The 25,132-nt window shown below is 62.1% G+C and carries 25 protein-coding genes; 16 read left to right on the forward strand and 9 right to left on the reverse strand.

Annotated features, from left to right (window positions below; all coding sequences use genetic code 11):
- Positions 1–78 precede the first annotated feature (78 nt).
- Both ettA and OH764_RS15255 read left to right on the forward strand, forming a co-directional pair.
- Positions 79–1,746, forward strand: coding sequence for an energy-dependent translational throttle protein EttA (gene ettA, locus OH764_RS15250; protein WP_020070684.1), 1,668 nt, complete (start codon positions 79–81; stop codon positions 1,744–1,746).
- Between the two features lie 286 nt (positions 1,747–2,032).
- Positions 2,033–3,157: a DUF748 domain-containing protein gene (locus OH764_RS15255; protein WP_498847344.1), complete on the forward strand. Its 1,125-nt coding sequence runs from the start codon at positions 2,033–2,035 to the stop codon at positions 3,155–3,157.
- An 87-nt stretch (positions 3,158–3,244) separates the two neighbouring features.
- Here OH764_RS15255 and OH764_RS15260 read toward each other — a convergent pair whose 3' ends face one another.
- From OH764_RS15260 to OH764_RS15270, 3 genes are read right to left on the reverse strand one after another with little or no spacing between them, the layout of a single operon-like run.
- A complete protein-coding gene (locus OH764_RS15260; protein ID WP_498847345.1) occupies positions 3,245–3,868 on the reverse strand; it encodes an HAD family hydrolase in 624 nt (207 codons plus the stop codon).
- A gap of 43 nt (positions 3,869–3,911) precedes the next feature.
- A complete protein-coding gene (locus OH764_RS15265) occupies positions 3,912–5,726 on the reverse strand; it encodes an aminopeptidase P family protein (RefSeq protein ID WP_498847346.1) in 1,815 nt (604 codons plus the stop codon).
- A gap of 19 nt (positions 5,727–5,745) precedes the next feature.
- Positions 5,746–6,009 (reverse strand): hypothetical protein, encoded by a 264-nt coding sequence (locus OH764_RS15270; protein ID WP_020070680.1) that lies wholly within the window; start codon positions 6,007–6,009, stop codon positions 5,746–5,748.
- A gap of 200 nt (positions 6,010–6,209) precedes the next feature.
- Here OH764_RS15270 and OH764_RS15275 point away from each other — a divergent pair, with 200 nt between their 5' ends.
- The 7 genes from OH764_RS15275 to OH764_RS15305 all read left to right on the forward strand — a co-directional run bounded on the left by OH764_RS15275 (position 6,210) and on the right by OH764_RS15305 (position 12,439).
- On the forward strand, positions 6,210–6,920 hold the full coding sequence (locus tag OH764_RS15275; protein WP_110405703.1) for a response regulator transcription factor: 711 nt from the start codon (positions 6,210–6,212) through the stop codon (positions 6,918–6,920).
- A gap of 65 nt (positions 6,921–6,985) precedes the next feature.
- A complete protein-coding gene (gene hemA, locus OH764_RS15280; RefSeq protein WP_088176509.1) occupies positions 6,986–8,272 on the forward strand; it encodes a glutamyl-tRNA reductase in 1,287 nt (428 codons plus the stop codon).
- 119 nt (positions 8,273–8,391) lie between these two features.
- On the forward strand, positions 8,392–9,474 hold the full coding sequence (prfA, locus tag OH764_RS15285; protein WP_027779442.1) for a peptide chain release factor 1: 1,083 nt from the start codon (positions 8,392–8,394) through the stop codon (positions 9,472–9,474).
- A gap of 6 nt (positions 9,475–9,480) precedes the next feature.
- A complete protein-coding gene (gene prmC / locus OH764_RS15290) occupies positions 9,481–10,350 on the forward strand; it encodes a HemK/PrmC family methyltransferase (protein ID WP_498847347.1) in 870 nt (289 codons plus the stop codon).
- A gap of 138 nt (positions 10,351–10,488) precedes the next feature.
- Complete coding sequence (gene grxD / locus OH764_RS15295; protein WP_006052757.1) at positions 10,489–10,800, forward strand: Grx4 family monothiol glutaredoxin; 312 nt, start codon at positions 10,489–10,491, stop codon at positions 10,798–10,800.
- 40 nt (positions 10,801–10,840) lie between these two features.
- Positions 10,841–11,440 carry a UbiX family flavin prenyltransferase gene (locus OH764_RS15300; RefSeq protein WP_498847348.1) on the forward strand — a complete coding sequence of 200 codons (600 nt, stop codon included), beginning with the start codon at positions 10,841–10,843 and terminating at the stop codon, positions 11,438–11,440.
- A 213-nt stretch (positions 11,441–11,653) separates the two neighbouring features.
- Positions 11,654–12,439: a DODA-type extradiol aromatic ring-opening family dioxygenase gene (locus OH764_RS15305; RefSeq protein WP_498847349.1), complete on the forward strand. Its 786-nt coding sequence runs from the start codon at positions 11,654–11,656 to the stop codon at positions 12,437–12,439.
- 130 nt (positions 12,440–12,569) lie between these two features.
- Here OH764_RS15305 and OH764_RS15310 read toward each other — a convergent pair whose 3' ends face one another.
- The gene (locus OH764_RS15310) at positions 12,570–14,165 is read right to left on the reverse strand and encodes an APC family permease (protein ID WP_498847350.1); all 1,596 of its coding nucleotides are present in this window, start codon (positions 14,163–14,165) and stop codon (positions 12,570–12,572) included.
- A 427-nt stretch (positions 14,166–14,592) separates the two neighbouring features.
- On the opposite strand from OH764_RS15310, the gene OH764_RS15315 reads away from it, so the two are divergent.
- Positions 14,593–14,796, forward strand: coding sequence for a cold-shock protein (locus OH764_RS15315; RefSeq protein WP_007180251.1), 204 nt, complete (start codon positions 14,593–14,595; stop codon positions 14,794–14,796).
- A gap of 114 nt (positions 14,797–14,910) precedes the next feature.
- On the opposite strand, the gene OH764_RS15320 is transcribed toward OH764_RS15315, so the two are convergent.
- Positions 14,911–16,161 (reverse strand): Hsp70 family protein, encoded by a 1,251-nt coding sequence (locus tag OH764_RS15320; RefSeq protein WP_498847351.1) that lies wholly within the window; start codon positions 16,159–16,161, stop codon positions 14,911–14,913.
- On the opposite strand from OH764_RS15320, the gene OH764_RS15325 reads away from it, so the two are divergent.
- Complete coding sequence (locus OH764_RS15325) at positions 16,160–16,390, forward strand: hypothetical protein (protein WP_498847352.1); 231 nt, start codon at positions 16,160–16,162, stop codon at positions 16,388–16,390. The two genes, OH764_RS15320 and OH764_RS15325, sit on opposite strands and share 2 nt — an antisense overlap.
- Positions 16,387–17,862 (forward strand): MFS transporter, encoded by a 1,476-nt coding sequence (locus tag OH764_RS15330; protein WP_498847353.1) that lies wholly within the window; start codon positions 16,387–16,389, stop codon positions 17,860–17,862. Before OH764_RS15325 ends, OH764_RS15330 begins: the two co-directional genes overlap by 4 nt.
- Before the next feature lie 70 nt (positions 17,863–17,932).
- Here OH764_RS15330 and OH764_RS15335 read toward each other — a convergent pair whose 3' ends face one another.
- Together OH764_RS15335 and OH764_RS15340 are read right to left on the reverse strand one after the other, a co-directional pair.
- Entirely contained in the window at positions 17,933–18,526 is a 594-nt protein-coding gene (locus OH764_RS15335) for a nitroreductase family protein (RefSeq protein WP_498847354.1), read from the reverse strand.
- 164 nt (positions 18,527–18,690) lie between these two features.
- The gene (locus OH764_RS15340; RefSeq protein ID WP_020070669.1) at positions 18,691–19,974 is read right to left on the reverse strand and encodes an MFS transporter; all 1,284 of its coding nucleotides are present in this window, start codon (positions 19,972–19,974) and stop codon (positions 18,691–18,693) included.
- Between the two features lie 151 nt (positions 19,975–20,125).
- Between OH764_RS15340 and OH764_RS15345 the strand changes: the two genes are divergently transcribed.
- Entirely contained in the window at positions 20,126–20,794 is a 669-nt protein-coding gene (locus OH764_RS15345) for a TetR/AcrR family transcriptional regulator (RefSeq protein ID WP_498847355.1), read from the forward strand.
- A 165-nt stretch (positions 20,795–20,959) separates the two neighbouring features.
- Complete coding sequence (locus tag OH764_RS15350; RefSeq protein ID WP_498847356.1) at positions 20,960–21,514, forward strand: DUF1415 domain-containing protein; 555 nt, start codon at positions 20,960–20,962, stop codon at positions 21,512–21,514.
- Between the two features lies 1 nt (position 21,515).
- Here the strand turns inward: OH764_RS15350 and OH764_RS15355 are convergent, their stop codons facing one another.
- On the reverse strand, positions 21,516–22,358 hold the full coding sequence (locus OH764_RS15355; protein ID WP_027779452.1) for a class I SAM-dependent methyltransferase: 843 nt from the start codon (positions 22,356–22,358) through the stop codon (positions 21,516–21,518).
- Positions 22,359–22,742: 384 nt separating this feature from the next.
- Between OH764_RS15355 and OH764_RS15360 the strand changes: the two genes are divergently transcribed.
- The gene (locus tag OH764_RS15360; protein ID WP_013589753.1) at positions 22,743–23,063 is read left to right on the forward strand and encodes a type II toxin-antitoxin system HicA family toxin; all 321 of its coding nucleotides are present in this window, start codon (positions 22,743–22,745) and stop codon (positions 23,061–23,063) included.
- 117 nt (positions 23,064–23,180) lie between these two features.
- On the opposite strand, the gene OH764_RS15365 is transcribed toward OH764_RS15360, so the two are convergent.
- Positions 23,181–23,390 (reverse strand): DUF1059 domain-containing protein, encoded by a 210-nt coding sequence (locus tag OH764_RS15365; RefSeq protein WP_498847357.1) that lies wholly within the window; start codon positions 23,388–23,390, stop codon positions 23,181–23,183.
- A 433-nt stretch (positions 23,391–23,823) separates the two neighbouring features.
- On the opposite strand from OH764_RS15365, the gene OH764_RS15370 reads away from it, so the two are divergent.
- On the forward strand, positions 23,824–25,116 hold the full coding sequence (locus tag OH764_RS15370) for a Rossmann-fold NAD(P)-binding domain-containing protein (protein WP_498847358.1): 1,293 nt from the start codon (positions 23,824–23,826) through the stop codon (positions 25,114–25,116).
- Positions 25,117–25,132 lie beyond the last annotated feature (16 nt).

The following is a 25,132-nucleotide window of genomic DNA, read 5'->3' on the forward strand; positions in this document are numbered from 1 at the left end:
CCGCCGTGGCACCGGTTACCCATCCACCCGCGACTGCCCGCCCCCTCGCGGCCGGCGTCGCCAACGTCTCGCAAGCAAATGGCCCAATACGTCTTCACCATGAATCGGGTCGGCAAGATCGTGCCGCCCAAGCGTCAAATCCTGAAAGACATCTCGCTGTCCTTTTTTCCCGGCGCGAAGATCGGCCTGCTCGGCCTGAACGGCTCGGGCAAGTCGACGCTGATCCGCATCATGGCCGGTGTGGACAAGGACATCGAAGGCGAAGCCACGCCAATGCCGAACCTGAACATCGGCTATCTGCCGCAGGAACCTCAGCTCGACCCGAACAAGACGGTGCGGGAAACCGTTGAGGAAGGTCTAGGCGACGTGTTCAATGCGCAGAAAAAGCTCGATGAAATCTACGCGGCCTACGCGGAGCCCGACGCCGACTTCGACGCGCTCGCTGCCGAGCAGGCCAAGTACGAAGCGATTCTCGCGACAACCGACGGCGGCAGCGCCGAACAGCAGATCGAAATCGCCGCCGACGCGCTGCGCCTGCCCGCGTGGGACGCGAAAATCGAACATCTGTCGGGCGGTGAAAAGCGCCGCGTCGCACTGTGCAAGCTGCTGCTCGAAAAGCCCGACATGCTGTTGCTGGATGAGCCGACCAACCACCTCGACGCCGAATCGGTCGACTGGCTCGAACAGTTCCTCACGCGTTTTCCCGGCACCGTCGTCGCGGTCACGCACGATCGCTACTTCCTGGATAACGCGGCCGAGTGGATTCTCGAACTCGACCGCGGCCACGGTATTCCGTGGAAGGGCAACTACAGCAGTTGGCTAGATCAGAAAGAAGAACGCCTGAAGCAGGAAGAGTCGTCAGAATCGGCGCGTCAGAAGGCGATCAAGAAGGAACTGGAGTGGGTGCGGCAGAACCCGAAGGGCCGTCAGGCGAAGTCGAAAGCGCGTATCGCCCGCTTCGAGGAACTGAACAGCCAGGACTATCAGAAGCGTAACGAAACGCAGGAAATCTTCATTCCGGTCGGCGACCGCCTCGGCAACGAAGTGATCGAGTTCAAGAATGTCAGCAAGTCGTATGGCGATCGTTTGTTGCTCGATAACGTCAGCTTCAAGATTCCGGCGGGCGCGATCGTGGGCATCATCGGTCCGAACGGCGCCGGTAAGTCCACGCTGTTCCGCATGCTCACCGGCCGCGAAGAACCCGATTCGGGCGAGATCGTGAAGGGCCCGACCGTGAAGCTCGCTTACGTCGATCAAAGCCGTGACGCGCTGGACCCTTCGAAGACCGTGTTTGAAGAAATCTCCGGCGGTGCCGACGTGCTGACGGTCGGCAAGTATGAAACGCCGTCGCGCGCGTACATCGGCCGTTTCAACTTCAAGGGCGGCGATCAGCAGAAGATCGTCGGCAATCTGTCGGGCGGCGAGCGCGGCCGTTTGCATCTTGCTAAGACGCTGATCGCGGGCGGCAACGTGTTGCTGCTCGACGAACCGTCGAACGACCTCGACGTGGAAACGTTGCGCGCGCTCGAAGACGCCTTGCTGGAATTTGCCGGCTCGGTGATGGTGATCTCGCACGATCGCTGGTTCCTTGACCGCATCGCCACGCACATTCTCGCGTTCGAAGGCGATTCGCAAGTTACGTTCTTCGACGGCAATTACCAGGAGTACGAAGCGGACAAGCGTGCACGCCTTGGCGAAGAAGCCGCGCGTCCGAAACGTCTGCGTTACAAGCCGATTACGCGCTAAGACTCGCCGCGTAAAAGTAGCTGCGGCCTGCTCGTCGGGAGACGGGCGGGTCGCTTCATGCAGGTCGCCCCATGCGGGTCGCCTCTAACGGCTTGCGTCGGCGGTACTGCGATTGGCCGCAGCAAACATCCGCTCGATAGCAGCCGCAGACGCCACATGTCGGCGACGTGGCGACGGGGCACAGCCATTGCTCACCTGGGCGTGCTATATGTCGATTCGCGCCACGCGTCCACCACGCGCGCATCCATCACCGCCACGCCGCGCACACGGCACCGAGGAGCACAGCATGGCAATGTCGAAGGGCAAACGCTGGATCGTTGCCGTGGGCAGCGTGCTGGTTGTGCTCGTCGTCATTGCGCTCGGTCTGCTGCAATACGCGCAGCGAGAAGTGAAAGAGCGCGTGGTGACGGCGCTGGGTCCACTGGGCAGCGCGCAAAGCATCGACGTCGGCCTGACCTCGGTTCATCTCACCAACGTGCTGTTGAAGGCGCCGCCAGGCTGGCCGGCCGGCGATCCATTGAGAGCCGACGAAATCATTATCACGCCGGATATCCGCGACCTGCTCGCGCGGCGCATGCATTTTCGCAATGTCGTCGTTCGCGGTTTCGATATGGCGGTGCTGCGAACTCAAACCGGTACGATCCGCCTGCTTCCGAATTTGCGACAGTCGGTCACGAGCGCGAACGACGACGCGAGCAGTACCGCCGCTGGCGCAACGCCCCGCGAAAAACAGGTCGATCACATCAGCCTGGAGCAGGGGCGGTTCCATTTCTATGACATGACCGTCGGTCCGCCCGCCTACAAGGTGACGGTAAGCAACGCAAACGCGACGGTCGACAACGTTCATCTGCCGGCCCTCACCGAGCCGACCAACGTCAGTGTCAGCGGCTCGATCAAAGGGCCGTCGCACACGGGCACGGTCACATTCGGCGGATGGATCAAGATCGCCAGCAAGGACTCGCAAACGACGAGCACGCTGCGCGGCGTCGACGTCGTGATGCTCGATCCTTACCTCGTTAAGAAAGCCGGGGCCGAGGCGCGAGTGACGGGCGGCACGGTCGACCTGAGCGTCGAGTCGTCGGTGCGCAACTATCAGTTGCATGCGCCGGGCACGATCACGGTTCACCAGTTGCAACTCGCGGACACCGGCAGTCCGCTCGACACCTTCATGTCGATTCCGACGAAAGCCGCCGTCGCCGCACTGAAGGCTCGCAACGGCGACATCACGCTGCACTTCGTGCTCGACGGCAACTTGCGCGATCCGAAATTCTCAGTGCAGGAAGGTTTGACGACTCGCATCGCCGCCGGATTCGCGAAAGCGCTGGGCGTCAGTGTGGAAGGCGTGGCAAAAGGCGCGGGAGAAACCGTGAAGGGTTTGGGTAATGCTTTGAAGAATTTGCTCGGGCAGTAGACTTCGCGCGACGGGAAGTCACTCGCGGCGACACGAACGCGCTACACATGTCGCGTACTGCATGACGCGCGAGCGACACTCGCCTCGTCAGACCGGTAAACCCAGTTCCCGCAGTTTCGCTTCTGTTTGCGCGGCGTTCGTGTGATGCACGCCATGCCAGCCGAGTGCGGTGGCGGCTGCAGCGTTCTTCAGGTTGTCGTCGATAAACACTAGTTCGCCCGGCTCGACGCCTGGTAGTTGCACGTCGATCCGCTCGCGCATTGCCGCAAAAATCGCCGGATCGGGTTTCACCAGCCCCACGCGGCCGGAGACGACAATGTCCCGAAAGCGTCGCAGCACCGGGTAGTGCTCCCACGCATACGGGAACGTCTCAGCCGACCAGTTCGTCAGACCGAAAAGCGGGACTTCCGCGGCTTCGAGCTTTTCCATGATCGCCACGCCGTCTTCCAGCACCCCGGCCACCATCTCGTGCCAGCGCTCATAGAAAGCTCGGATCAGCGCTTCGTGATCAGGAAAGCGGGCGACGAGTTCTTCCGTCGCCTCGACGATAGGCTGCCCGCCGTCCTGACGAATCACCCAATCCATTGAGCAGACATGTGTCAGGAACCAGCGTCGCTCGGCTTCGCCGGGAATCAGTTGGCGGTAAAGATATTCGGGACTCCAGTCGATCAGCACGCCGCCGAAATCGAACACGACTGCCTTGATGGCCATGCGCTCTCCTTTAGCTATGCGGTTGCCATTGCGGTTGCAGCGCTCACACGGGCTGGGTGCGCAGTTCGAGCCATGCCTTGGCGTCGCCCGAAACATGCGGCGACAGACGCGCGCGCACCGTATCGTGATAGTCGTTCAGCCACGCGCGCTCGTCGTCGCGCAGCAGCGACAGGTCGAGGCACCGCGTGTCGATCGGGCAAAGCGTTAGCGTCTCGAACTTCAGGAAGTCGCCGAATTCCGTCTCGCCGGCGGGCACGTTCAGCACCAGGTTCTCGATGCGCACGCCCCACTTGCCCGGCCGGTAGATACCCGGTTCGACCGAGGTGATCATGCCTTCTTCCATTGCCGTCCACGATTCGGCAGGCGCGTAGTGCGAAATTACTTGCGGGCCTTCGTGCACGTTCAGGAAATAGCCGACGCCATGACCGGTGCCGTGGCCGTAATCGGCGCCGGCTTCCCAGATCGGCGCGCGAGCGATTGCGTCGAGCATCGGCGAACGGATGCCGCGCGGGAACCTGGCGCGCGACAATGCCATGGTGCCTTTCAGCACGATCGTGAAATCGCGCCGCTGTTCGTCGCTGACGGTGCCGACCGGCACGACGCGTGTGATGTCCGTCGTGCCGCTTAAATACTGTGCGCCGGAGTCGACCAGCAACAGGCCGTTGCCTTCGATTACCGCATGCGATTCGTTAGTGGCGCGATAGTGGGGCATTGCGCCGTTCGCGTTGAAGCCCGCAATGGTCGCAAAGCTCAGCGACACGAAGCCGGGACGGCGCGCGCGCGCCGCCGTCAGACGTTCGTCGATAGTGAGTTCGGTGATCGTCTCGCGGCCCAGTGCGCCTTCGAACCACGCGAAGAATTCCGCCAGTGCGGCGCCGTCCTGCTCCATGGTCTCGCGCACGTGCCTGGCCTCAGCCTCGGTCTTGCGCGACTTGAAGAACGTGGACGGATTGACTGCCTCGACTATCTTTACTGTCGACGGCACCGATTGCAGCGAGCCATATGTAATGCGGCGCGGGTCGATGAGCAGCGTCGTGCCGGCGGGCAGCGCAGAGAGCGCCTCTGCGGCCTTCGCGTATGGCTCGACGCTGACGCCGTCGCGTGCAAGAGCTTCGGCGAGCGCCTGCGGAACCTTGCCGTCGGCAATGAACAGCGACGCGCGGTTTTCGCCGATCAGCGCGTGCGCCACGAAGACCGGGTTGTAGCTAACGTCGGCGCCCCGCAGATTCAGCAGCCACGCGAGGTCGTCGAGTGTGGAAATGAAGTGCCATTGCGCGCCCTTCTCCGCCATTGCCCGGCGGACCTGCGCAAGCTTTTCGGAACGCGCGACGCTTGCATGCGGCGCCGCGTGCTCGAACACGGCGGCAACCGGCAGTGTCGGACGCTGTGGCCAGATCGCGTCGAACAGATCGACGTCGGTGCGCAGCTTCACGCCGCGCGCCGTGAGCGCCTGAGTCAGAGCACGCGCAGCCGCCACGCCGAGCACCGCGCCGTCCACGCCGACCGCGCTACCGGGCGCAACGTTCTGCGCGAGCCAATCGAAATGCGGCGCGGTTTGCTGGCCGCCCGTCATTTTCATGAGCTGAACGCCAGTGCCCGCGAGCTGCGCGTTGGCCTGCTCCCAATAGCGGCTGTCCGTCCAGACGCCTGCAAAGTCCGCCGTGACGACGAGGGTGCCCGCCGAGCCGGTGAACCCGGAAAGCCATTCCCGCCCCTGCCAACGCCCTGGCAAATATTCGGACAAATGCGGATCCGCCGACGGCACGAGGTAAGCGGCCACGCCTTCGCGTGCCATCGCGCTGCGCAACGTGGCGAGGCGTTCGGGGATGGGAGAGGTATGGGGAAGTCGGGCATTCATGGAAGTCACCTGCAAATATTCATCGACGGGAAAGCGAGCCGACCGTCACGGCGACGGCGATCATGGCAATGGCCGTGCAAACAGGCCATTCGAGCGTCTCACCGTCATGGAAAAGGCCAATCACATTGCCGGCCATGCGCGCGACGCTCGCGCCCACTATTCCGGCAAGCACCGCCACCCACAAGCGGGCGCGGCTAGAGCGGTTCAAGCGGCGCAGCGGATGCAACCACCACCCCGCGATACCGATTGCTGCCCCCAACACCACGATTCCGGGCCAGCCCATTAGTGGCCGGTCTCGCGCAGTTTCGGATTTGTCTCATGGGCGCGAGGCTCGACGACAGCTAGCATTTTTGTCTCTTTCTCAAAAAATCAGCACGGCGCTTTCCGCACAGCGGTTGAGTTTAGGGGTCGGGGTGACGTTAGGCAAGCTATAGGCCTTACGGAAAAGCCTGGTTCCCGGCCGTCGTCGAGCTCAACGCGCCCATGCGAATTGCCCTTATCGAGCCGGATACAAGTCACGCCAAACTGGTCACTCGGCTTGTTTTCGCCGGCGGCCACGTGTGTCAGCACTTCACTACCAGCGTCCCTTTCCTTGCACAGGCTGCAGATCAGTTCTTCGATCTGCTGATCACCGAAAACTGGGCCGGCGATCATTCAGCCGAAGACGTAATCGCGCACGCCCGCGCGATCCTGCCCAGCCTGCCGGTTATCGTGTTGATGACGGAGCCGCGCGAAAGCCAGATCGTCGCCGTGCTCCATGCGGGTGCCGACGACTGCGTGACCAAACCGGTCCGTGGCCCCGAGATGCTCGCGCGAGTAGACGCGCTGCTACGGCGCGCGGGGCTGCGCCGGCCGCCCAACCGCCGGCACGACGTGATTCGCGGCTATGCGTTCGATACCGGAAACTTCGCCGTGACGTTCCGTCACCGCACGGTCACGCTGACGCCGAAGGAATTCCGCTTCGCGCTGCTGCTGTTCTCCAATCTGTCGCGGCCCGTGTCGCGCGCGCACATCCTCGAAACCGTGTGGGCGCGCCGCCGCGACGTAAAGTCGCGCACCGTCGACACCCATGCGTCGCGCGTGCGGTCAAAGCTGGAACTGCGCCCGGAGTTGGGCTATTCGCTAACGCCGCTCTACGGCTATGGCTATCAACTGGACGCATTCCCGCCGGAAGCAGTTGCCGCGCCCGGCTGAGCGCGCGTCACAATGTAAGAATCGTGAAAACGCTATAATATCGAGCTAAACCATAGCTCCCCAGAATGCAGCTCCTAACGATCGGAATCAATCACCACACTGCGCCTGTCGCCTTGCGCGAACGCGTGGCGTTTCCGCTCGAACAGATCAAGCCCGCACTGGACACTTTCAAAAGCGTCTGGCTGGGAGCCACAGCCCGCACCGCGCCTGAAGCGGCGATTCTGTCCACCTGCAATCGCACCGAACTCTACTGCGCGACCGACGACCAGGCCGTGCGCGAAGCCGCGATCCAGTGGCTGTCCCGTTATCACAACCTGCCCATCGAAGAACTCGCGCCGCACGTCTACGCGTTGCCGCAGTCCGAAGCCGTGCGCCACGCATTTCGGGTCGCGTCGGGCCTGGATTCAATGGTGTTGGGCGAGACGCAAATCGTCGGACAAATGAAGGACGCCGTTCGCACGGCATCTGAAGCCGGCGCGCTGGGCACCTATCTGAACCAGTTGTTCCAGCGCACGTTTGCCGTCGCGAAGGAAGTGCGGAGCACGACCGAGATCGGCGCGCAATCCGTTTCCATGGCCGCCGCCGCGGTCCGGCTGGCGCAGCGCATCTTCGACAAGGTGTCGAACCAGCGCGTGCTGTTTATTGGCGCCGGCGAAATGATCGAGTTGTGCGCGACGCACTTTGCCGCGCAGCAACCGCGCGAACTCGTGGTCGCCAACCGCACGGCTGAGCGCGGCACGCGGCTCGCCGAGCGCTTCAACGGACGCGCCATTCCGTTGTCCGACCTGCCGACTCGCATGCACGAGTTCGACATCATCGTGTCCTGCACGGCTTCCACGTTGCCGATCATCGGTCTCGGCGCAGTGGAGCGCGCGGTGAAAGCGCGTCGCCATCGGCCAATTTTCATGGTCGATCTGGCGGTTCCGCGCGACATCGAACCGGAAGTCGGCCAGCTCGAAGACGTGTTTCTGTACACCGTCGACGACCTCGGCGCGATCGTCCGCGAAGGCAATGCGTCGCGACAGGCCGCCGTTGCGCAGGCCGAAGCGATCATCGAAACGCGCGTGCAGAACTTCATGCAGTGGCTCGAAGCGCGCAGCATCGTGCCGGTGATCCGCCATATGCATACGCAAGCCGACGTACTGCGCCGGGCCGAAGTCGAACGTGCGCAGAAAATGCTCGCGCGGGGCGACGATCCTGCCGCTGTGCTCGAAGCGCTTTCGCAAGCGCTCACCAACAAACTGATTCACGGTCCGACCCACGCGCTCAACCGCGCGAGTGGCGAGAACCGCGACACGCTCATCGAGTTGATGAGCGGGTTCTACAAACACTCCGGTTCCACGGAGCGTTAGCGGCGCACATGCCGCCTGTCCGCGCCACCCGCAAGTGGCCCGCGACGTGCTTCTGCCTTGGGGCATCCGCCCACTTCCTAGTTGTCGTCCTTGCCGGAGTCCGCTCCGATACCCGCCTGATGAAAACGAGCATGCAACGCAAGCTCGACCAGCTGACTACCCGGCTGGCCGAACTTAACGACCTGTTGAGCCGAGAGGACATCACAGCGAACCTCGACCAGTATCGCAAGCTCACGCGCGAACACGCCGAGCTCGGACCGGTTGTCGAGCAATACGCGCTCTGGCGCCAGGCCATGCACGACGCCGCCACCGCGCAGGAACTGCTCGCGGATGCTTCCATGCGCGAGTTCGCGGAAGAAGAAATTCGCGCGGCCCGCGAGCGGATGGAACAGCTCGGCGGCGAACTGCAGAAAATGCTGCTGCCGAAAGACCCGAACGACGACCGCAACATCTTCCTCGAAATTCGCGCGGGGACGGGCGGCGACGAGTCCGCGCTCTTCGCCGGCGATCTTTTGCGCATGTATCTGCGTTATGCCGAGCGTAATCGCTGGCAGGTCGAGATGATGTCGGCAAGCGAATCCGACCTGGGCGGCTATAAAGAAGTGATCGTGCGAATCGCTGGCGAAGCCGCCTATTCGAAGCTCAAGTTCGAGTCCGGCGGCCACCGCGTGCAGCGAGTGCCGGCAACCGAAACGCAGGGCCGCATTCACACGTCCGCGTGCACGGTCGCCGTGATGCCGGAAGCGGACGAAATCGGCGAGGTCGAAATCAATCCGGCGGATCTGCGGATCGACACGTTCCGTGCGTCCGGCGCCGGTGGTCAGCACATCAACAAGACGGACTCGGCCGTGCGCGTTACGCACTTGCCGACGGGGATCGTCGTCGAATGTCAGGACGACCGTTCACAGCACAAGAACAAAGACCGCGCACTGAAAGTGCTGGCGGCTCGCATCAAGGACAAGCAGTCGCACGAGCAACAGGCAAAGGAAGCCGCCACGCGTAAGAGCCTGATCGGCTCGGGCGATCGCTCCGAGCGGATTCGCACCTACAACTTCCCGCAAGGACGTCTGACAGACCATCGGATCAATCTGACGCTGTATCGCCTCGACGCGATTATGGACGGTGACCTGGACGAACTGATCGGTGCACTCGTCAGCGAGCATCAGGCCGAGCTGCTCGCTTCGCTTGGCGATGCGGACTAAGCGTCCATGACGTCGAACGCCTCAGCCGATCGCGAAGATGCGGCCACGCCCGCCGCGCTGTTGCGCGCCTCGCCGCTGCCGTCGCTGGAAGCGCGGATTCTGCTCACGCATGTGCTCGGCTGGCGGCAAACGCAACTGATTACGCGCGCCGACGAAGCGCTCGATAGCGAATCAGTTCAGCGCTATCTGGCATTACAAGCGCGTCGCGTAGCGGGCGAGCCGGTGGCGCAACTTGTCGGTATCCGCGAATTTTTCGGGCTCGAGTTCGAGGTCACGCCGCATGTGCTGATTCCCCGTCCCGAAACCGAATTGCTGGTCGAAACGGCACTCATCGCGATGGAAAACCTTGCACGCCCGCGCGTGCTCGATCTGGGCACCGGCACGGGCGCAATCGCGGTGGCGATCGCGTCGATGCGTCCGGACGCACGAGTCAGCGCGCTCGACCGTTCGGCGGAGGCACTTGCCGTCGCCTCGCGCAACGCCGCGCGCCTGCTCGATCCGAACCGGCCAGGCGGCGCCGTGACATTCGCACAAAGCGACTGGTACGACTCGCTTGACGCGGCACTTCGGTTTGAGGTGATAGTGAGCAATCCGCCGTATATCGCGAGCGGCGACCCGCATCTTTTGCAGGGCGATCTGCGCTATGAACCGCGCGGCGCGCTCACCGACGAAGCCGACGGCCTCAGCGCGATCCGGGCGATCGTCTCGGGCGCGCCTCGTCGTCTCGCCGCAAACGGCGTACTGTGGATGGAGCACGGCTACGATCAGGCTGAAGCCGTGCGCGCGCTCCTGATCGCGCAAGGTTTCACGCAGGTCCAATCGCAGCGCGATCTTGCGGGCATCGAGCGGATAACCGGCGGTCGGCTCGCTGACTGACAAAGCCTGGCGTCAGTCGCCACAGCCGTCGCAATAGCCGCGACGAGCAAATGGGCAAAGCGGTCGTCGGCTGGCGCAAGCGAAATCCGCTATCATTTCAGCCTATTCTCTACACATACCGGAACCGCAAGGTCAGTCATGGATACGCAACAACGCATCAAGCAAATCGTCGACGAAAACAACGTCGTGCTCTTCATGAAGGGCAGCGCCCAGTTCCCGATGTGCGGCTTTTCGGGCCGCGCAATCCAGATTCTGAAGGCATGCAACGTCAACGAATTCAAGACGGTCAACGTGCTCGAAGATGACGAAGTCCGTCAGGGCATCAAGCAGTTCTCGAACTGGCCGACCATTCCGCAGCTTTACGTGAAGGGCGAATTCGTCGGCGGCTCGGACATCATGATGGAAATGTACGAATCGGGCGAATTGCAGCAACTGTTTGCCGCAGCCTGACCGTCTGCTTCAAAGCCGATCCTGGAAGGCGCCGCGAGCCATGGAAACACGCGCTGCGGCGCCCCGCCGGCTGATTGTCGCGATCACCGGCGCGACGGGCGCCATTTACGGCGTCCGTCTGCTGCAGACGCTGCGCAAGCTCGGCGGCGTTGAAAGCCATCTGCTGATCTCCAGCGCCGGGTGGCTGAACATTCAGCACGAATTGAATCTGGGCAAGCAAGACGTCCATCCGCTCGCCGATGTGGTCCATTCGGTGCGCGATGTCGGCGCAAGCATTGCGTCTGGATCTTTCGCGACCGACGGCATGATCGTCGCGCCGTGTTCGATGAAAACGCTCGCGAGCGTCGCGCACGGTCTGTCCGACAATCTGATCACTCGTGCCGCCGACGTCACCCTCAAAGAGCGCCGCCGGCTCGTGCTGCTGGTGCGCGAAACGCCGTTCAATCTCGCGCATTTGCGCAATATGACCGCGGTCACCGAAATGGGCGGCGTGATTTTTCCGCCCTTGCCTGCTTTCTACAACCAACCTGCCACCATCGACGAGATGGTCGATCACACTGTTTCCCGCGTGCTCGATCTGTTCGCGCTCGGGCCCGCCTTGTCGCCTGCGTGGGCGGGACTGCGCGGCGCTGACGAGTAATTCCCGCTCGGCTTTCGCGTATGGATTCGCGGCGGGCGCGTCTTCACGGTTCCAGATACGCTTGCCGGGAATGCCGGCCGCAGCGCTTGCGGTCGATCATTGCCAACCGTTGGAAGATAATCAAATCCGGTTTGAGCCGTTTATCAAACAGCGGTGCGGCTCTATATTGGCAGTAACCGAACTTTCGAGCGCGCCTCACGGCGCCCCGCTGCCATGAACCGCTTACCGTCGCTTTTTCTTTCCCACGGCGCGCCGACGCTGCCGATCGACCCATCGCTGCCGTCCGCTGAATTCGGCGTGCTCAGTTCGCAATTGGCGCGGCCTGAGGCCGTGTTGATGTTGTCAGCCCATTGGGGCACGGCGCAGCCGGTCGCGAGCACATCGACAGAACCCGAAACCATCCACGACTTTTACGGCTTTCCGCGCCAGCTGTATGAGATTCACTATCCGGCGCCGGGCGCGCCCGACCTCGCGCGACGTGCAGCCGTTTTGCTCGGCGATAGCGGCATTCACGCCGACGTACAGCCGCACGGACTCGATCACGGCGCATGGGTGCCGATGTTGCTAATGTTCCCCGACGCCGATGTGCCCGTCGCACAGTTGTCGATCCAGCCGCACCTGGACGCTGAACATCACTTTCGCGTCGGCCGCGCGCTGCGCTCGCTCAGGCAGCAAGGCGTGATGGTGATCGGCTCCGGACAGATCACGCACAATCTGCGCGCCGCGGATTTCTCCGCGCGACCCGAAGATGCCGACCCGCGCGTCGCCGAGTTCACCGACTGGTTCGAAGCGAGGCTCGCCGCGCATGATATCGACGCGTTGCTCGACTACCGCCGTCAGGCGCCGCACGCGGTGTTGATGCACCCGACCGACGAGCATCTCCTCCCGGTGTTCGCAGCGCTAGGCGCGGCCGACGACGATTATTCGCTGACGGTTCAATCGCTTGGCACGTATCAGCGTTCGCTTGCCATGACGAACTACGTGTTTGGAACAGCCTGATCGGCGACATGGCCGCGTGCGCCGCAAGCGCAGACCAGGCAAACCGCTGCAAAACAAAAAACCCCGCCTGAGCAGAACTCAGGCGGGGTTTTTTACGTCATGCAGGACCTTGAACGGCCTGGGCAGCGCCTTAATGCGCGCCGATTCCCTCGAGCACTTCGTCGTGTGTCTGACGCTCTTCCAGATATTCCGAGCGGTAGCCGCTGTGCACGCCCCAGTAATAGAACACGAGCGAGAACGCAATCACGACCAGCATGTCCCAGCCGTACGGCAGGATGCCGTGGCCGCCGAACTCCTTACTGCCGATCAGCGACAGAATCGCCATCACCGGCAGATAGGCGACCAGCCACCATGCCGCCTTCAGATCGCGGCCCCAGCCGGCAAAACCGGACTTCGCCTGGAAGTAGAAGTACACGGGCAGCGCGACAACCATCAACAGGATGATCTCGCCCGTCAGCGGCCATTTGGCCCAATAGAGAATCAGCGATGCGCACACGAACGCGAACGGTGCGATCACCTGCATACCCGGGATATGCAGCGGGCGCTCGAGGTCGGTCGCCGCGCGGCGCAGCGCCATCAGGCTGATCGGGCCGGTCAGGTACGAAATCACGGTCGCAACGGAAATCACCGCCGCGAGCGAACTCCAGCCGCGGAAGAAAAACAGGAAGATGAACGAGACCAGTAGGTTGAACCACATCGCCGGCCGCGGCACGCCGTAGAACGGATGCACGTTGCCGAAAATCTTCGGCATGGTGTTGTTGCGCTCCATCGCGTAGATCATGCGCGTGGTGGTCGCCATGTAGGTCGTGCCGGTGCCGCTCGGGCTAACGAACGCGTCGACATACAGAAGAATGGCCAGCCAGTTCAGATTCAGCGCGATTGCCAGTTCCGCGAACGGCGAAGCGAAATTGAAGTGGCTCCAGCCCTTCATTACGTCGGCGGGGCTCACCGCGCCGATATACGCGACCTGTAGGAGCACGTAAATCACGAGCGCGAGCAAGATCGAGCCGATCACCGCAAACGGCACGCTCTTGGCCGGATTGCGTGCCTCACCGGCGAGGTTGATCGGGCTCTGGAAACCGTTGAACGCGAACACGATGCCGCTCGTCGCAACTGCGGTCAGCACAGCCGACCAGCCGTAGGGCGCGAAGGTGCTCGTTTCACCAAAGTTTTCCTTGTGAAAGCCGGTCAGCATCAGGCCGAGAATCGTCGCGCCGGGAATCAGGAACTTGAAGATGGTGATTGCCGAGTTGGCGCGCGCGAAGAGTTTCACGCCCCAATAGTTCAGCAGGAAGTAAACGATCACGAGGGCCGCCGAGAGCAGCAGCCCGTTCGTTGTTAATGAGCCATCGACGAATAGCGCGTGCGTCCACTCGTAGGGCCACGTGCTCATGTATTGAATGGATGCCTCGGCTTCGATCGGAATCACCGAAACAATGGCGATCCAGTTCGCCCATGCGCTAATGAAACCGACCAGCGCGCCGTGCGAATACCGGGCGTAACGCACCATCCCGCCGGACTCAGGAAACATTGCACCGAGTTCGGCGTAGGTCAGTGCAATAGCGAGAATTACGACAGCGCCGATAATCCACGCGCAGATCGATGCCGGGCCCGCGATTTTCGCGGCCTTCCAGGCGCCGAACAGCCAGCCGGAGCCGATGATCGAACCCAAGCCGGTCAGCATGAGTGCGAACGGCCCGATGTTCCGTTGTATAGAACTTTTCACGTCTTCTCCTGTTTCAGAACCATGTCGGCACCCTACGACCGGCGCTCGTGGCGCTGAAAACGGGTGACACGCATGTATGCGCGGCGGTTATCCTAGGTGCAACCGGCGCGGGCGCGTAGTTTAACGGTTGCACCCGGCGCCTGCAGTGAAACTCAGGGTTCTCCCTAGCAAAAAAGACGCCCATCCAGCAAGGTTTGTAAGCAACTTTTCATTGCGCTATCGCGAAATTTTGTAAAGTTGCCGCCCGAGTGTTGACCTTCTCTCGAAATCGCCGTATAACGTTCGGGCAGGATTTCAAGCGGCGAGTGAATTGGTCTTTCGTAGTTCGCCCATCAACGGTACTCCGGTTGGTCCCATTACCCCCTTCCTTGATTTTCATGCACCCATTGGGCTTCGGCCTTATTTACCATCTTTAGGAACAAGTAATATGGAAACCGGTACCGTCAAGTGGTTCAATGACGCAAAGGGCTTCGGCTTTATCACGCCTGACGGCGGCGGCGAAGATCTGTTCGCGCATTTCTCGGAAATCCGCACGGAAGGCTTCAAGACGCTGCAAGAGAATCAAAAGGTCACGTTTGAAGTGAAGACGGGCCCGAAGGGCAAGCAAGCTGCGAACATCAAGCCGGTGTAAGCGCTACGCTGCTTCCTTCTGGACGCAAAAAACCCCGCCATGGCGGGGTTTTTTTATATCGGTCTCCATTGCAAGCGGTGATTATCTTCGCAGTATGCGAGCGATGATTTCCGCTTATGCGAACACGCGTTGCGCGTGAATACCGAGTCCCGTTGCGACACTCGCCAGACGATCGCCGAATACTGCTTCCGCATCCGGAAACGCCTGCGCCAATGCGCCGGACAGAAACGCGAGCCCCGTCGAGCCGCCCGTGAAGTAAACCGCGCTTACGTCGCGGATCGAAACACCGGCCGCCTGCACCGTGTCGCGCGCAGCCGCCACGATGCGGCGCGTTTCTTCCTGACCCGCTTCGATAAGCTGAGCTTCGTCGAATGCAAGACGCAGATCGTCCTCCACTTCGTCGAGGTCGATCACGGTTTCGCCGCCTGCCGCGACGCCGATCTTCGCTTCTTCCGCGTGCGCCGCCAGCGCATGCCCAAGGCGCCGCTCCACCACGCGCATCAAGCGGTCATGGTGCTTGACCTCGGTGAACAGGTGCCGCATGAGCCCCAACTCGCTGACGCGCTTCGGCGCATAAACGGTGTTGATCAGATGCCAGGTCGCCAGATCGAAATAGACGCGGTTCGGAATCTCGCGGCCTTCCGGATCGAGCGTCTGATAGCCGAGTTCGCGCAGAATGGTCGTTAATTCGACGCGGCGGTCGAAGTCTGTGCCCGCGACGTGTACGCCGTGGTGGGCGAGCACATCGTCTTTGCGCTCCACGCGCTTCATCCGCTCGGGGCCGACGCGCACCAGCGAAAAGTCCGATGTACCGCCGCCGATGTCGGCCACCAGCACGAGCCCCTCGCGCGTGAGACGCGATTCGTAGTCGAATGCGGCGGCGATCGGCTCAAACTGAAAGTGAATGTCTCGCAAACCGACCGCGCGCGCCGCCGTTTCAAGCTGCTTTTGCGCCATCTGATCGGCGCGCGGATCGTCGTCGACGAAGAAAACCGGGCGGCCGAGCACCGCGCGATCGATCGGCGCCCCGGCGCTTTTTTCCGCAGAGCGTTTCAGATGGTCGAGGAAAATCGCAATCACATCGGTGTACTTGATCGCGGAGCCGTCGCCGAGATCGGTCGAGTTGTCGGCAAGCGGCGAGCCCAGAATGCTTTTCATCGAGCGCATCAGCCGGCCGTCGAAACCGTCGATGTACGCCGCAAGCGCCGCACGCCCGAATTCGCGCGTGTCCTCGTCCGTATTGAAGAAAACGGACGTGGGCAGCGTCGTATAGGCGCCTTCGACCGGCGCGAGCCTGAGCGCAGCGCCGTCGGGAACGGCTACGGCCGAGTTGGAAGTACCGAAGTCAATCGCGCAATAGTTCATGGCAGGAATCGCCGCTAACGGCTGGCGCGGACAGGAAGGGGGAGCGGCTTTGTATCACGAAAGCCGGATCAGCATCAACTTGCCAATAGAAGCGCAAGCTGGCAACTGCGGAATACAAATTGCTGCCTCCTGCTGCCTGAGTGCCGAATTCGGGGCACTGAGTCAACCGGACTTCACCGGCAAAGTGTCGCCGCAAAATTATCGCCACCAAGGAGACCTTCAGCAATGAGCGCGCCGCCTGTCGCCGATGCCGAGCGCAAAACAACAGCGACTATCGAAACCGATCTGCCGTCGCGGCTCGACCGGCTGCCTTGGGGGCGCTTCCACACGCTGATCGTCATAGCACTAGGCGTGACATGGCTGCTCGATGGACTCGAAGTAACACTGGCCGGGGCGGTCGCGAGCGCGCTCAAGGCGAGTCCGGCGCTGCGTTTCACCAATGCGGACGTGGGTCTCGCCGGCAGCGCTTACATCGCCGGCGCCGTACTTGGCGCGCTCGGCTTCGGCTGGCTCACGGACCGCCTGGGCCGTCGGAAGCTGTTTTTCATTACGCTGGGGCTGTATCTCGCCGCGACCGCTGCGACCGCGGTTTCGTGGAATCTCGCCAGCTTTCTGCTGTTCCGCTTTTTGACGGGCGCGGGCATTGGCGGCGAATACACCGCGATCAATTCGACGATTCAGGAATTCACGCCGCCTCGCGTGCGCGGCTGGGTCGATCTGGCGATCAACGGTACCTTCTGGGTCGGCGCCGGGCTCGGCGCGGCGGGCTCGCTGATTCTGCTCGATCCTCACGTGGTGCCGGGCGACTGGGGCTGGCGTGCGTGCTTTTTCATCGGCGCGGCGCTCGCGCTGATCGTGCTGCCAATGCGTATCTGGGTGCCGGAAAGCCCGCGCTGGCTGCTCACCCACGGCAACGAGCGGGACGCGCACGCGATCGTCGACGGAATCGAAACGCGCTTTCGCAACGAAGGCCACACGCTTTCCACGCTTGGTCTCACGCGTCTGCGTCTGCGCGCGCGCGGATACACGCCGCTGCGCGAAGTGTTCCACACGTTGTTCAATCTGCACCGGCGGCGAGCGCTGCTCGGCCTGTCGCTGATGACCGCGCAGGCGTTTTTCTACAACGCAATCTTCTTCACCTATGCCCTGGTGCTGACGGATTTCTACGGCGTGCCCGGCGACCACATCGGCTGGTACTTGCTGCCTTTCGCGCTCGGCAATTTTCTTGGACCGTTGCTCCTTGGCCGGCTGTTCGACGTGATCGGGCGGCGCAAGATGATCGCGTCGACCTACGCAATTTCGGCGATTCTGCTGACAGTCAGCGGCTACCTTTTCGAGCAACACATGCTGACGGTCGTCACCCAGACGATTGCGTGGATGGTGATTTTCTTTTTCGCGTCCGCCGCGGCAAGTTCGGCCTATTTGACGGTCAGCGAATCGTTTCCTCTGGAGATCCGCGCACTCGCGATCGCCGTGTTCTATGCGTTCGGCACGGCGCTCGGCGGGATTGCCGGACCGGCCTTCTTCGGACGGCTGATCGACACGCATCAACGCAGCGAAGTGTTTTCGGGCTATCTGGTCGGGTCGGCGCTGATGCTCGCGGCGGCCGTGATCGCGGCGGTGTGGGGCGTGGACGCGGAGCGCAAATCTCTCGAACATGTGGCGGCGCCGCTTTCGAGCGTAACCGACGACGCGCCGTAGAAACGTCGACGCAAAAACGCGCGGTCTGCGCCGCGCGTTCCTGTAAAACGGTTGAAGCTGACGGACTTGCTCAGAACGGCTTCTTCCAGCCGCCGCCGTAGGCGATCTCCGCCAACGGCAGACGCTGCCGCACCGACTTTTCGCGTTCGCGCAAAACCGGGTCGAGCTTCTCGACATCGCCGAAATGGCCCAGCGAAATGAAGGCGATCGGTTCGACGTCGGTCGGGAGGTCAAAAGCCTTGCGAAACGCGTTCGGGTCGAAGCCGCTCATCTGATGCGCGGCGAGGCCGAGCGCGTGCGCTTGCAACACGAGCGCCATCGCGGCCGCGCCTGCGTCGTATTGAGCACAGCGGTTCACCTCGCCCTTGTTCGTGCGCGTGAGTGTGGTAACGGCGATCAGCACGGGCGCGGGCGCGTTCCAGGCCTGGTTGAACGGCACGAGGGTGGCGAACGCCTGCTTGAACGCGACTTCGTCGACGCTGCGATCGAACACAAGAAAACGCCACGGTTGAGCGTTATACGACGAAGGTGCCCAGCGTGCCGCTTCCAGCACCGCGTGCAGGTTCTCGCGGCTCACCGGCTCGCTCGAATACGCGCGCGGGCTCCAGCGACCGGCAATCAGCTCGTGAATGGCAACTGCGGAAGGGGCGGGTTTGTGGGCCATGCGCTTCTCTCGGTAGAAATTCATGATCGCGGGCGGCTGCCCGAAGGTCACATAGCATAACCGGGGTTCGGCGCGCGCGCTGCATGAAGCGAGCGGATAGATTTTCCGTAGCGTGGAAAGGCGCAGGCGCTCTGCCGTGCGCCGCGTCTTTCCGTGTAACCGGTCTAGGCCGCCTGAGGCTGCGGCGCCTTGGCGGGACGATTGATGCGCAACACGATGACGGCGGCCACGAGGCACAGACCGCCGGAAATCATCGACGCCACGGTGTAGGTGCCGAGGCTCGCGCGCAGCATGCCCGCGCCGAGCGCCGCGAACGCCGCGCCGAGTTGATGCCCGGCAACCACCCAGCCAAACACCACGGGAGCCGCCTCCTTGCCGTAGACGTCCGTCGCGAGACGCACGGTCGGCGGGACGGTCGCAATCCAGTCGAGCCCGTAGAACACAGCAAAGAGCGGCAAACCGAAAAAGTCGATGCCGAAAGCGTGCGGCAGATACATGAGCGACAAGCCGCGCAGTCCGTAGTACCAGAACAGCAGCACGCGGCTATTGAAGCGATCGGACAGCCAGCCGGAGAGCGTCGTGCCGAACAGATCGAAGATGCCCATCGCGGCAAGCAGCGACGCGCCCTGCACTTCCGACATGCCGTAATCGCCGCACATCGCAATCAGGTGCGTGCCGACGTAGCCGTTCGTGCTCGCCCCGCAAATGAAAAAGCTGAAGAACAGCAGCCAGAAATCGCGTGTTTTGCTCGCCATGGCGAGTGTGCCGAAGGCGATCGCGAGCGGATTCTGTTTTGTCGCCGTCGCGGACACCGGTGCGTCGTGCGGCTCGCCGTAAGGGCGCAGCGCGACGTCGGACGGCCGTTCGGGGAGCAGGAACGCAACCAGCGGCAGCACGATCGCCGCAACCGCCGCGACGACCCACACCACCTGGCGCCAGCCGTAGTGCTCGACGATGGCCGCGAGCATCGGCAGGAACACGAGTTGGCCGGTCGCGGAACTGGCGGTCAGAATCCCCATGACGAGTCCGCGATGCGTGGTGAACCAGCGTGTCACGACGGTCGCCGACAACGACAGCGCTGCCACGCCCGTCGAACCGCCAACCATCACGCCCCAGATCAGGATCATCTGCCAAGGGTGTGTCATGAGCGACGACAAGGCGACGCCCGCCGCCATGGTGCCGAGCGCAATGAGCAGCGTGGGGCGCACGCCGAAACGCTGCATCGCCGCAGCCGCAAACGGCCCCATTAGCCCGTATAGCGCGATGTTCACGGAGATTGCCAGCGAAATGGTGCCACGGCTCCAGCCAAACTGATGCTCGAGCGGGACCATCATCACGCTCGGTGTAGCGCGCGTGCCCGCCGCCGCCAGAAGCACCAGAAACACCACGGCCACGGTCAACCAGCCGTAGTGGAAACGCCTGCCTATCAGTCTCGCTGCCCAGTTCATCGGCTCTCCTGTCGGCGTCGTCAGATTCGCCGCGCCGTTCGCATTATTACGGTTTGAGTAAGGGACTTGTGACAGATCAGTCACAATAGTGTTGCGATCTTAGTTACCGGTCGGTAACATGTCAAGGCGTCAATTGAATTTGGGAGCACCCATGTCTGACAGCGAAGGCTCCAAGCGAGGCTCTACAGCGGGAAATGCTGCTTCGTCCCGCTCGCGGCGAGCACGCGGTGGCCACACAACTGGGCCGGAGGCGCAACAGCATCTGTTACGCGCGGCGGATGAACTGTTCTACCGTGAAGGCGTGCGCGCGGTCGGCGTCGATGCGGTCGTCGAGCGCGCTGGCGTGAACAAGATGAGTCTGTACCGCCAGTTCTCGTCGAAAGACGATCTGGTGATGGCTTATCTGGAGCGCAAAGAGGCTCAGTTCTTCGGCTATGTCGAAGCGAGCTTCGCGAAGCATTCCGGAGAGCCCGCAAAGCAGCTGCAGCAATATTTCGACGATCTCGCCGCGCGGGCGTCGGCGGAAGGCTATCGCGGCTGTCCGTTCGTGAACGTCGCGGTGGAGTTCCCCGATACCGCGCATCCTGCACGGCAATTCGTGTTCCGGAACAAGGAGCGTTTGCTGGCACGCCTGACGGAGTTAGCAGGTGCCGCAGGCGCTGACGATCCTGAGATGCTCGCCAGTTCCCTGGCTTTGTTGATCGAGGGCGTGTATGCGGCGAGTCAGACCTACCGCGCTGGATCGAGTCCCGTGCACGCCGCGCCGAAAGCCGCCGCGCAGCTTATCGCCGCGGCGTGTGGCGGGAAAACGGGGCGTTAGCCGGCAGCGGATTGCGCGTGGCCCGGCTTTGGCTCTTTCGCGGCTTCGTTGGCCGTTTCGTTGTGCCGTTTATTCCGCGGCGTTGCTCGAGGCAATCGCGCACTGGCTCGGCACACGCGCCGTTAGAATGGCTCTTTGCCGTCTTTTCCCTTTTCGCAGCCTGCCATGACGTTGTCCCCTGAATCGCACGACGCTGTCGTTGCCGCCACCCGTCACTGGCTGACGGAAGCCGTGATCGGACTCAATCTGTGTCCGTTCACAAAGGCCGTCCATGTGAAGGGACAAATCCGCTACGCGGTTAGCGCCGCGACCGATCTGGAAGGTGTGCTAGCCGACCTAGAAACCGAGCTCAACGGTCTCGCCGCCGGCGACCCCGCCGCTGTAGATACCACCCTACTGATCGTGCCTCAAGCGCTAGAAGATTTTCTGCAATATAACGACGCACTTTTTTTCGCAGAAAGAATGCTGAAGCAGCTTCGCCTGACTGGCATTATCCAGATCGCCAGCTTTCACCCGTCTTATCAGTTTGAAGGCACCGAGCCGGACGATATCGAGAATTACACCAACCGCGCGCCCTACCCGATTTTTCATCTGCTTCGAGAAGACAGTATTGAACGCGCGGTTGAGGCATTTCCCGATCCGGAAGCTATTTATGAGCGCAATCAGGAAACGCTTCGGCGAATAGGGCTGGTCGGCTGGAATAAATTAATGAAAACGTGATTCAAGCGGAAACGAAGAATCTCTCTTTCAATTCCTCGATACCGAGCGTTTGCATGACCTCGTTGAGCCGCTCCGCCGGGCGCCGCCGCGGCAGGTCCTTGAATTGGGCGATGATCAGCTCGTTTTTCATCGAATGTTCCCAACCCACGAGTTCGGTTACGCTGACCTGGTAACCGTGCGCCTCCAATTGAAGGCAGCGCAGCACATTGGTAATCTGGCTGCCGAATTCCCGCGTATGCAACGGATGCCGCCAGATTTCAGTCAACGCACTGGCGAGCGATTTACTTTTGTTTTGACGTAAGACGCCCGCTACCTCAGCCTGACAACACGGCACGACGACGATATATTTCGCGTTCTTTTCGAGGGCGAAGCGAATCGCGTCGTCCGTTGCGGTATTGCAGGCGTGCAGCGCGGTAACAATATCGATCCGCGACGGTAAGCGGTCGGACGTAATAGATTCCGCCACCGACAGATTCACGAACGACATACCCTTGAAGCCAAGGCGCGCCGCCAATTCCTCCGACCGCGCGACAAGCTCCTGGCGCGTTTCGATGCCGTAAATGTGCGACGCCCCACCCGCGGCATCCTGAAATTCCTTGAAGAACAGGTCATACAGGATAAAACCTAGATATGACTTGCCCGCGCCGTGATCGACAAGGGTGATTGCCCCCTGCTGGTCCTTCAGATCCTTGAGGAGCGGCTCGATGAACTGGAACAGATGGTAGACCTGTTTGAGCTTGCGGCGGCTGTCCTGGTTCATCTTGCCGTCGCGCGTCAGGATGTGAAGCTCCTTGAGCAATTCGATGGACTGGTTCGGTCGGATTTCGTGGGTTTTGCTGGACATCGTGGGGGACCGGCGTCAATTGCGACGCGAACGTGCGTCAGGTGACGGAAAAAGGAAGAAGTTGCTGCCAGTTTACCCAAACCGCGGCCCGCTCACCGAAGAGCCGCGAAAAACCTGCAGGAAGTGCAGCAATCCTGGAACACTTCCTGCTCGCCAGGCACGACGCGGGACGTTCACGTATGGCGCAGAAACCGATTCGCGCTGCCGGAGTCCCAAGAACGTAAGCCGTGGTGCCTATAACAATAAGCTGTCGGTCGTGGTAACGGACACACGACCCTGATGCAAGTGGGGAGGGCGGCCCAGTGAGATGGGCCGAACGTTACGTCACCGGCAGCGCGCCGCGATCTCAACTGAACGTGCGCCCGGATAATAGAAGAGGCAGCAATGGATACGGTACCCAACGGAAACGTCGAACAGAAGTTCCAGGAAATGATGGCGAAGCTCACCGCCATGCCCGCCTGGTCGGAAAAGCAGCAGCTTGAACTCGAGATGGCCCGCGACATCTCCACCGAAATGCTTCGCCTCGCGGAAGTCATGCGGGACGGGAGCGTCGACATGGAAACGTGTCTGACACTGCTCAAATACGCGAAAGTGCTCGACTTCGTGATGACGACGCTGGCTTCACGGCGCGATATCAAACCGCAAACGCTGCGGGTCATCTTCAAGCTTGCGGGCCTCAAGGTAGACGAGGCTTATCCGAGCTGAGGTCCGGCGAGGAATCGCGGACATATCGAACCCACATAGCGACTCGCGCGAGCGGCCACCCGCCGCTCGCCTCCCCTGCGAGTCACCGTGGTGGCTCCTTCTTCCAGAACACTCGATTCACGCGCGCGGCGCTTCCACCGGCGGCGTGCCATCGTGGAAAAGCGTCCTCAATTGCTGGCGCAGTTCAGGCGAGTCGTCGTGCTTGTGCACGCTGACGGCATGTTGCACGGCTGCGTTGAGCAACTCGTCTTCGCTATCGGCCGATAGTGCGACCGTGCAGTTCGTTTCGCTCGGGAACTCCCGGCAGTCGATGTATTTGCGGGTCATGGCAGTCTCCTTGATCGATATGTGTGACCATCCACGCTGGCACAAGGCTCAAACCGAAGCGCACCGCTCCCGATGCCATGGCATGCGGCGCCCGGACAGCGCGGTCGCTTGTATTGACGCGGGAATGGCGCGGGGAATGACACGAACGCGCCCAATGGAAGGTGTCCAAAAATTATAGTTGGCGATGCTGAATAACAAAGCCGTGGAGCGGACAAGCCCGGGACCAGGCGCGCCTGAATGTAGCGTTCTGACGCCCGGTTAGCGATAGGTGCGTTTGCTCCGCGCTGGATGCGGTGTGAAAATAGCGGGCTTCGTGGGCTGTTGAGGGTCCAGCGCCTCCGCACTGCCACCGTAGTCGTTTGTCACACCCTTCGCACCGTGCACGCGTTAGCGCTGCCGGCGCGCCGCCTCTTTCGCTCATCTGCAGGCTCGCATGTCCTCTTCCCTCGATTCCGCCCGCGTCGCCGTCATCGGCGGCGGACCCGCTGGCCTGATGGCCGCCGAGGCGCTTCGCCTGCAAGGCGTACAGGTCGACGTCCATGACGCGATGCCCTCGGTGGGCCGTAAATTCCTGATGGCTGGCAAAGGCGGCATGAACATCACGCATTCGGAGCCGCTCGAGCCGTTTCTCGATCGCTACGGCCGCCGCCGCGAATGGATTGCGCCGCTGCTGCAGACGTTCGGGCCGGACGCGTTGCGCGGCTGGCTGGGAGAGCTTGGGGTCGAGACGTTCGTCGGCAGTTCGGGACGCGTTTTCCCCACCGACATGAAAGCGGCGCCAATGTTGCGCGCCTGGCTGCATCGATTGAGGGATGCAGGCGTGCGCTTCCACATGCGGCAAAAATGGATCGGCTGGCAGATCGAAGATGCGACCGCCGACGCGCCGTCGGCGGCGCACTCCGCGCATACCCTTGTGTTCGCCACGCCCGACGGCGAGCGGGCCGTGACCTATGACGCTGTCGTGTTGGCACTTGGCGGCGCAAGTTGGCCTCGCCTCGGATCGGATGCCGCCTGGGTTCCGTTGCTCACCTCCCGCGACGTACCCGTTCGGCCACTGCAACCTGCAAACTGCGGCTTCGACGCGGACTGGAGCCCTTACCTGCGCGAGCGTTTCGCCGGTCAGCCGGTGAAGTCCGTCGCCATTTCACTCACCGATGTAGACGGAAAAGTCCACAATCGACAAGGTGAAATACTTTTGACGGAAACGGGCCTCGAAGGGAGCCTGATCTATGCGCTTTCCGCCGCGATTCGCGAGCGAATTCGTGCTGACGGAGAACTCACTATCGCCCTGGACCTGGCGCCAGGCTTGCCTTTGGAGCGAGTGATGTCAGAAGTCACGAGGCCGCGCGGCTCGCGGTCGATATCAAGTCATCTGCAGGGAAGGGTTGGGATTAGCGGTGTCAAACTCGCATTACTGCACGAGATGCTGCCGAAAGACGTGTTCGCGGATGCCCCACGTCTCGCGCACGCTATCAAGGCGCTCCCGGTGAAACTCTTACGCGCCCGGCCGATTGCAGAAGCGATCAGCAGCGCCGGGGGCATTCCGTTCGAAGCGCTGGACCATCATTTGATGATCCAGCATTTGCCCGGTGTTTTCTGCGCGGGCGAAATGCTGGATTGGGAAGCGCCGACAGGCGGCTATCTGCTGACTGCGTGCTTTGCGAGCGGTCTCGTCGCTGGGCGCGGCGCCGCAGCGTTCGCAGGGGCGCGCGGCGCGTCGCAGTAAAGCGGGCGCCGCGTCA

Source organism: Burkholderia sp. M6-3 (genome assembly GCF_050858985.1).
Lineage (GTDB): Bacteria > Pseudomonadota > Gammaproteobacteria > Burkholderiales > Burkholderiaceae > Paraburkholderia > Paraburkholderia caledonica.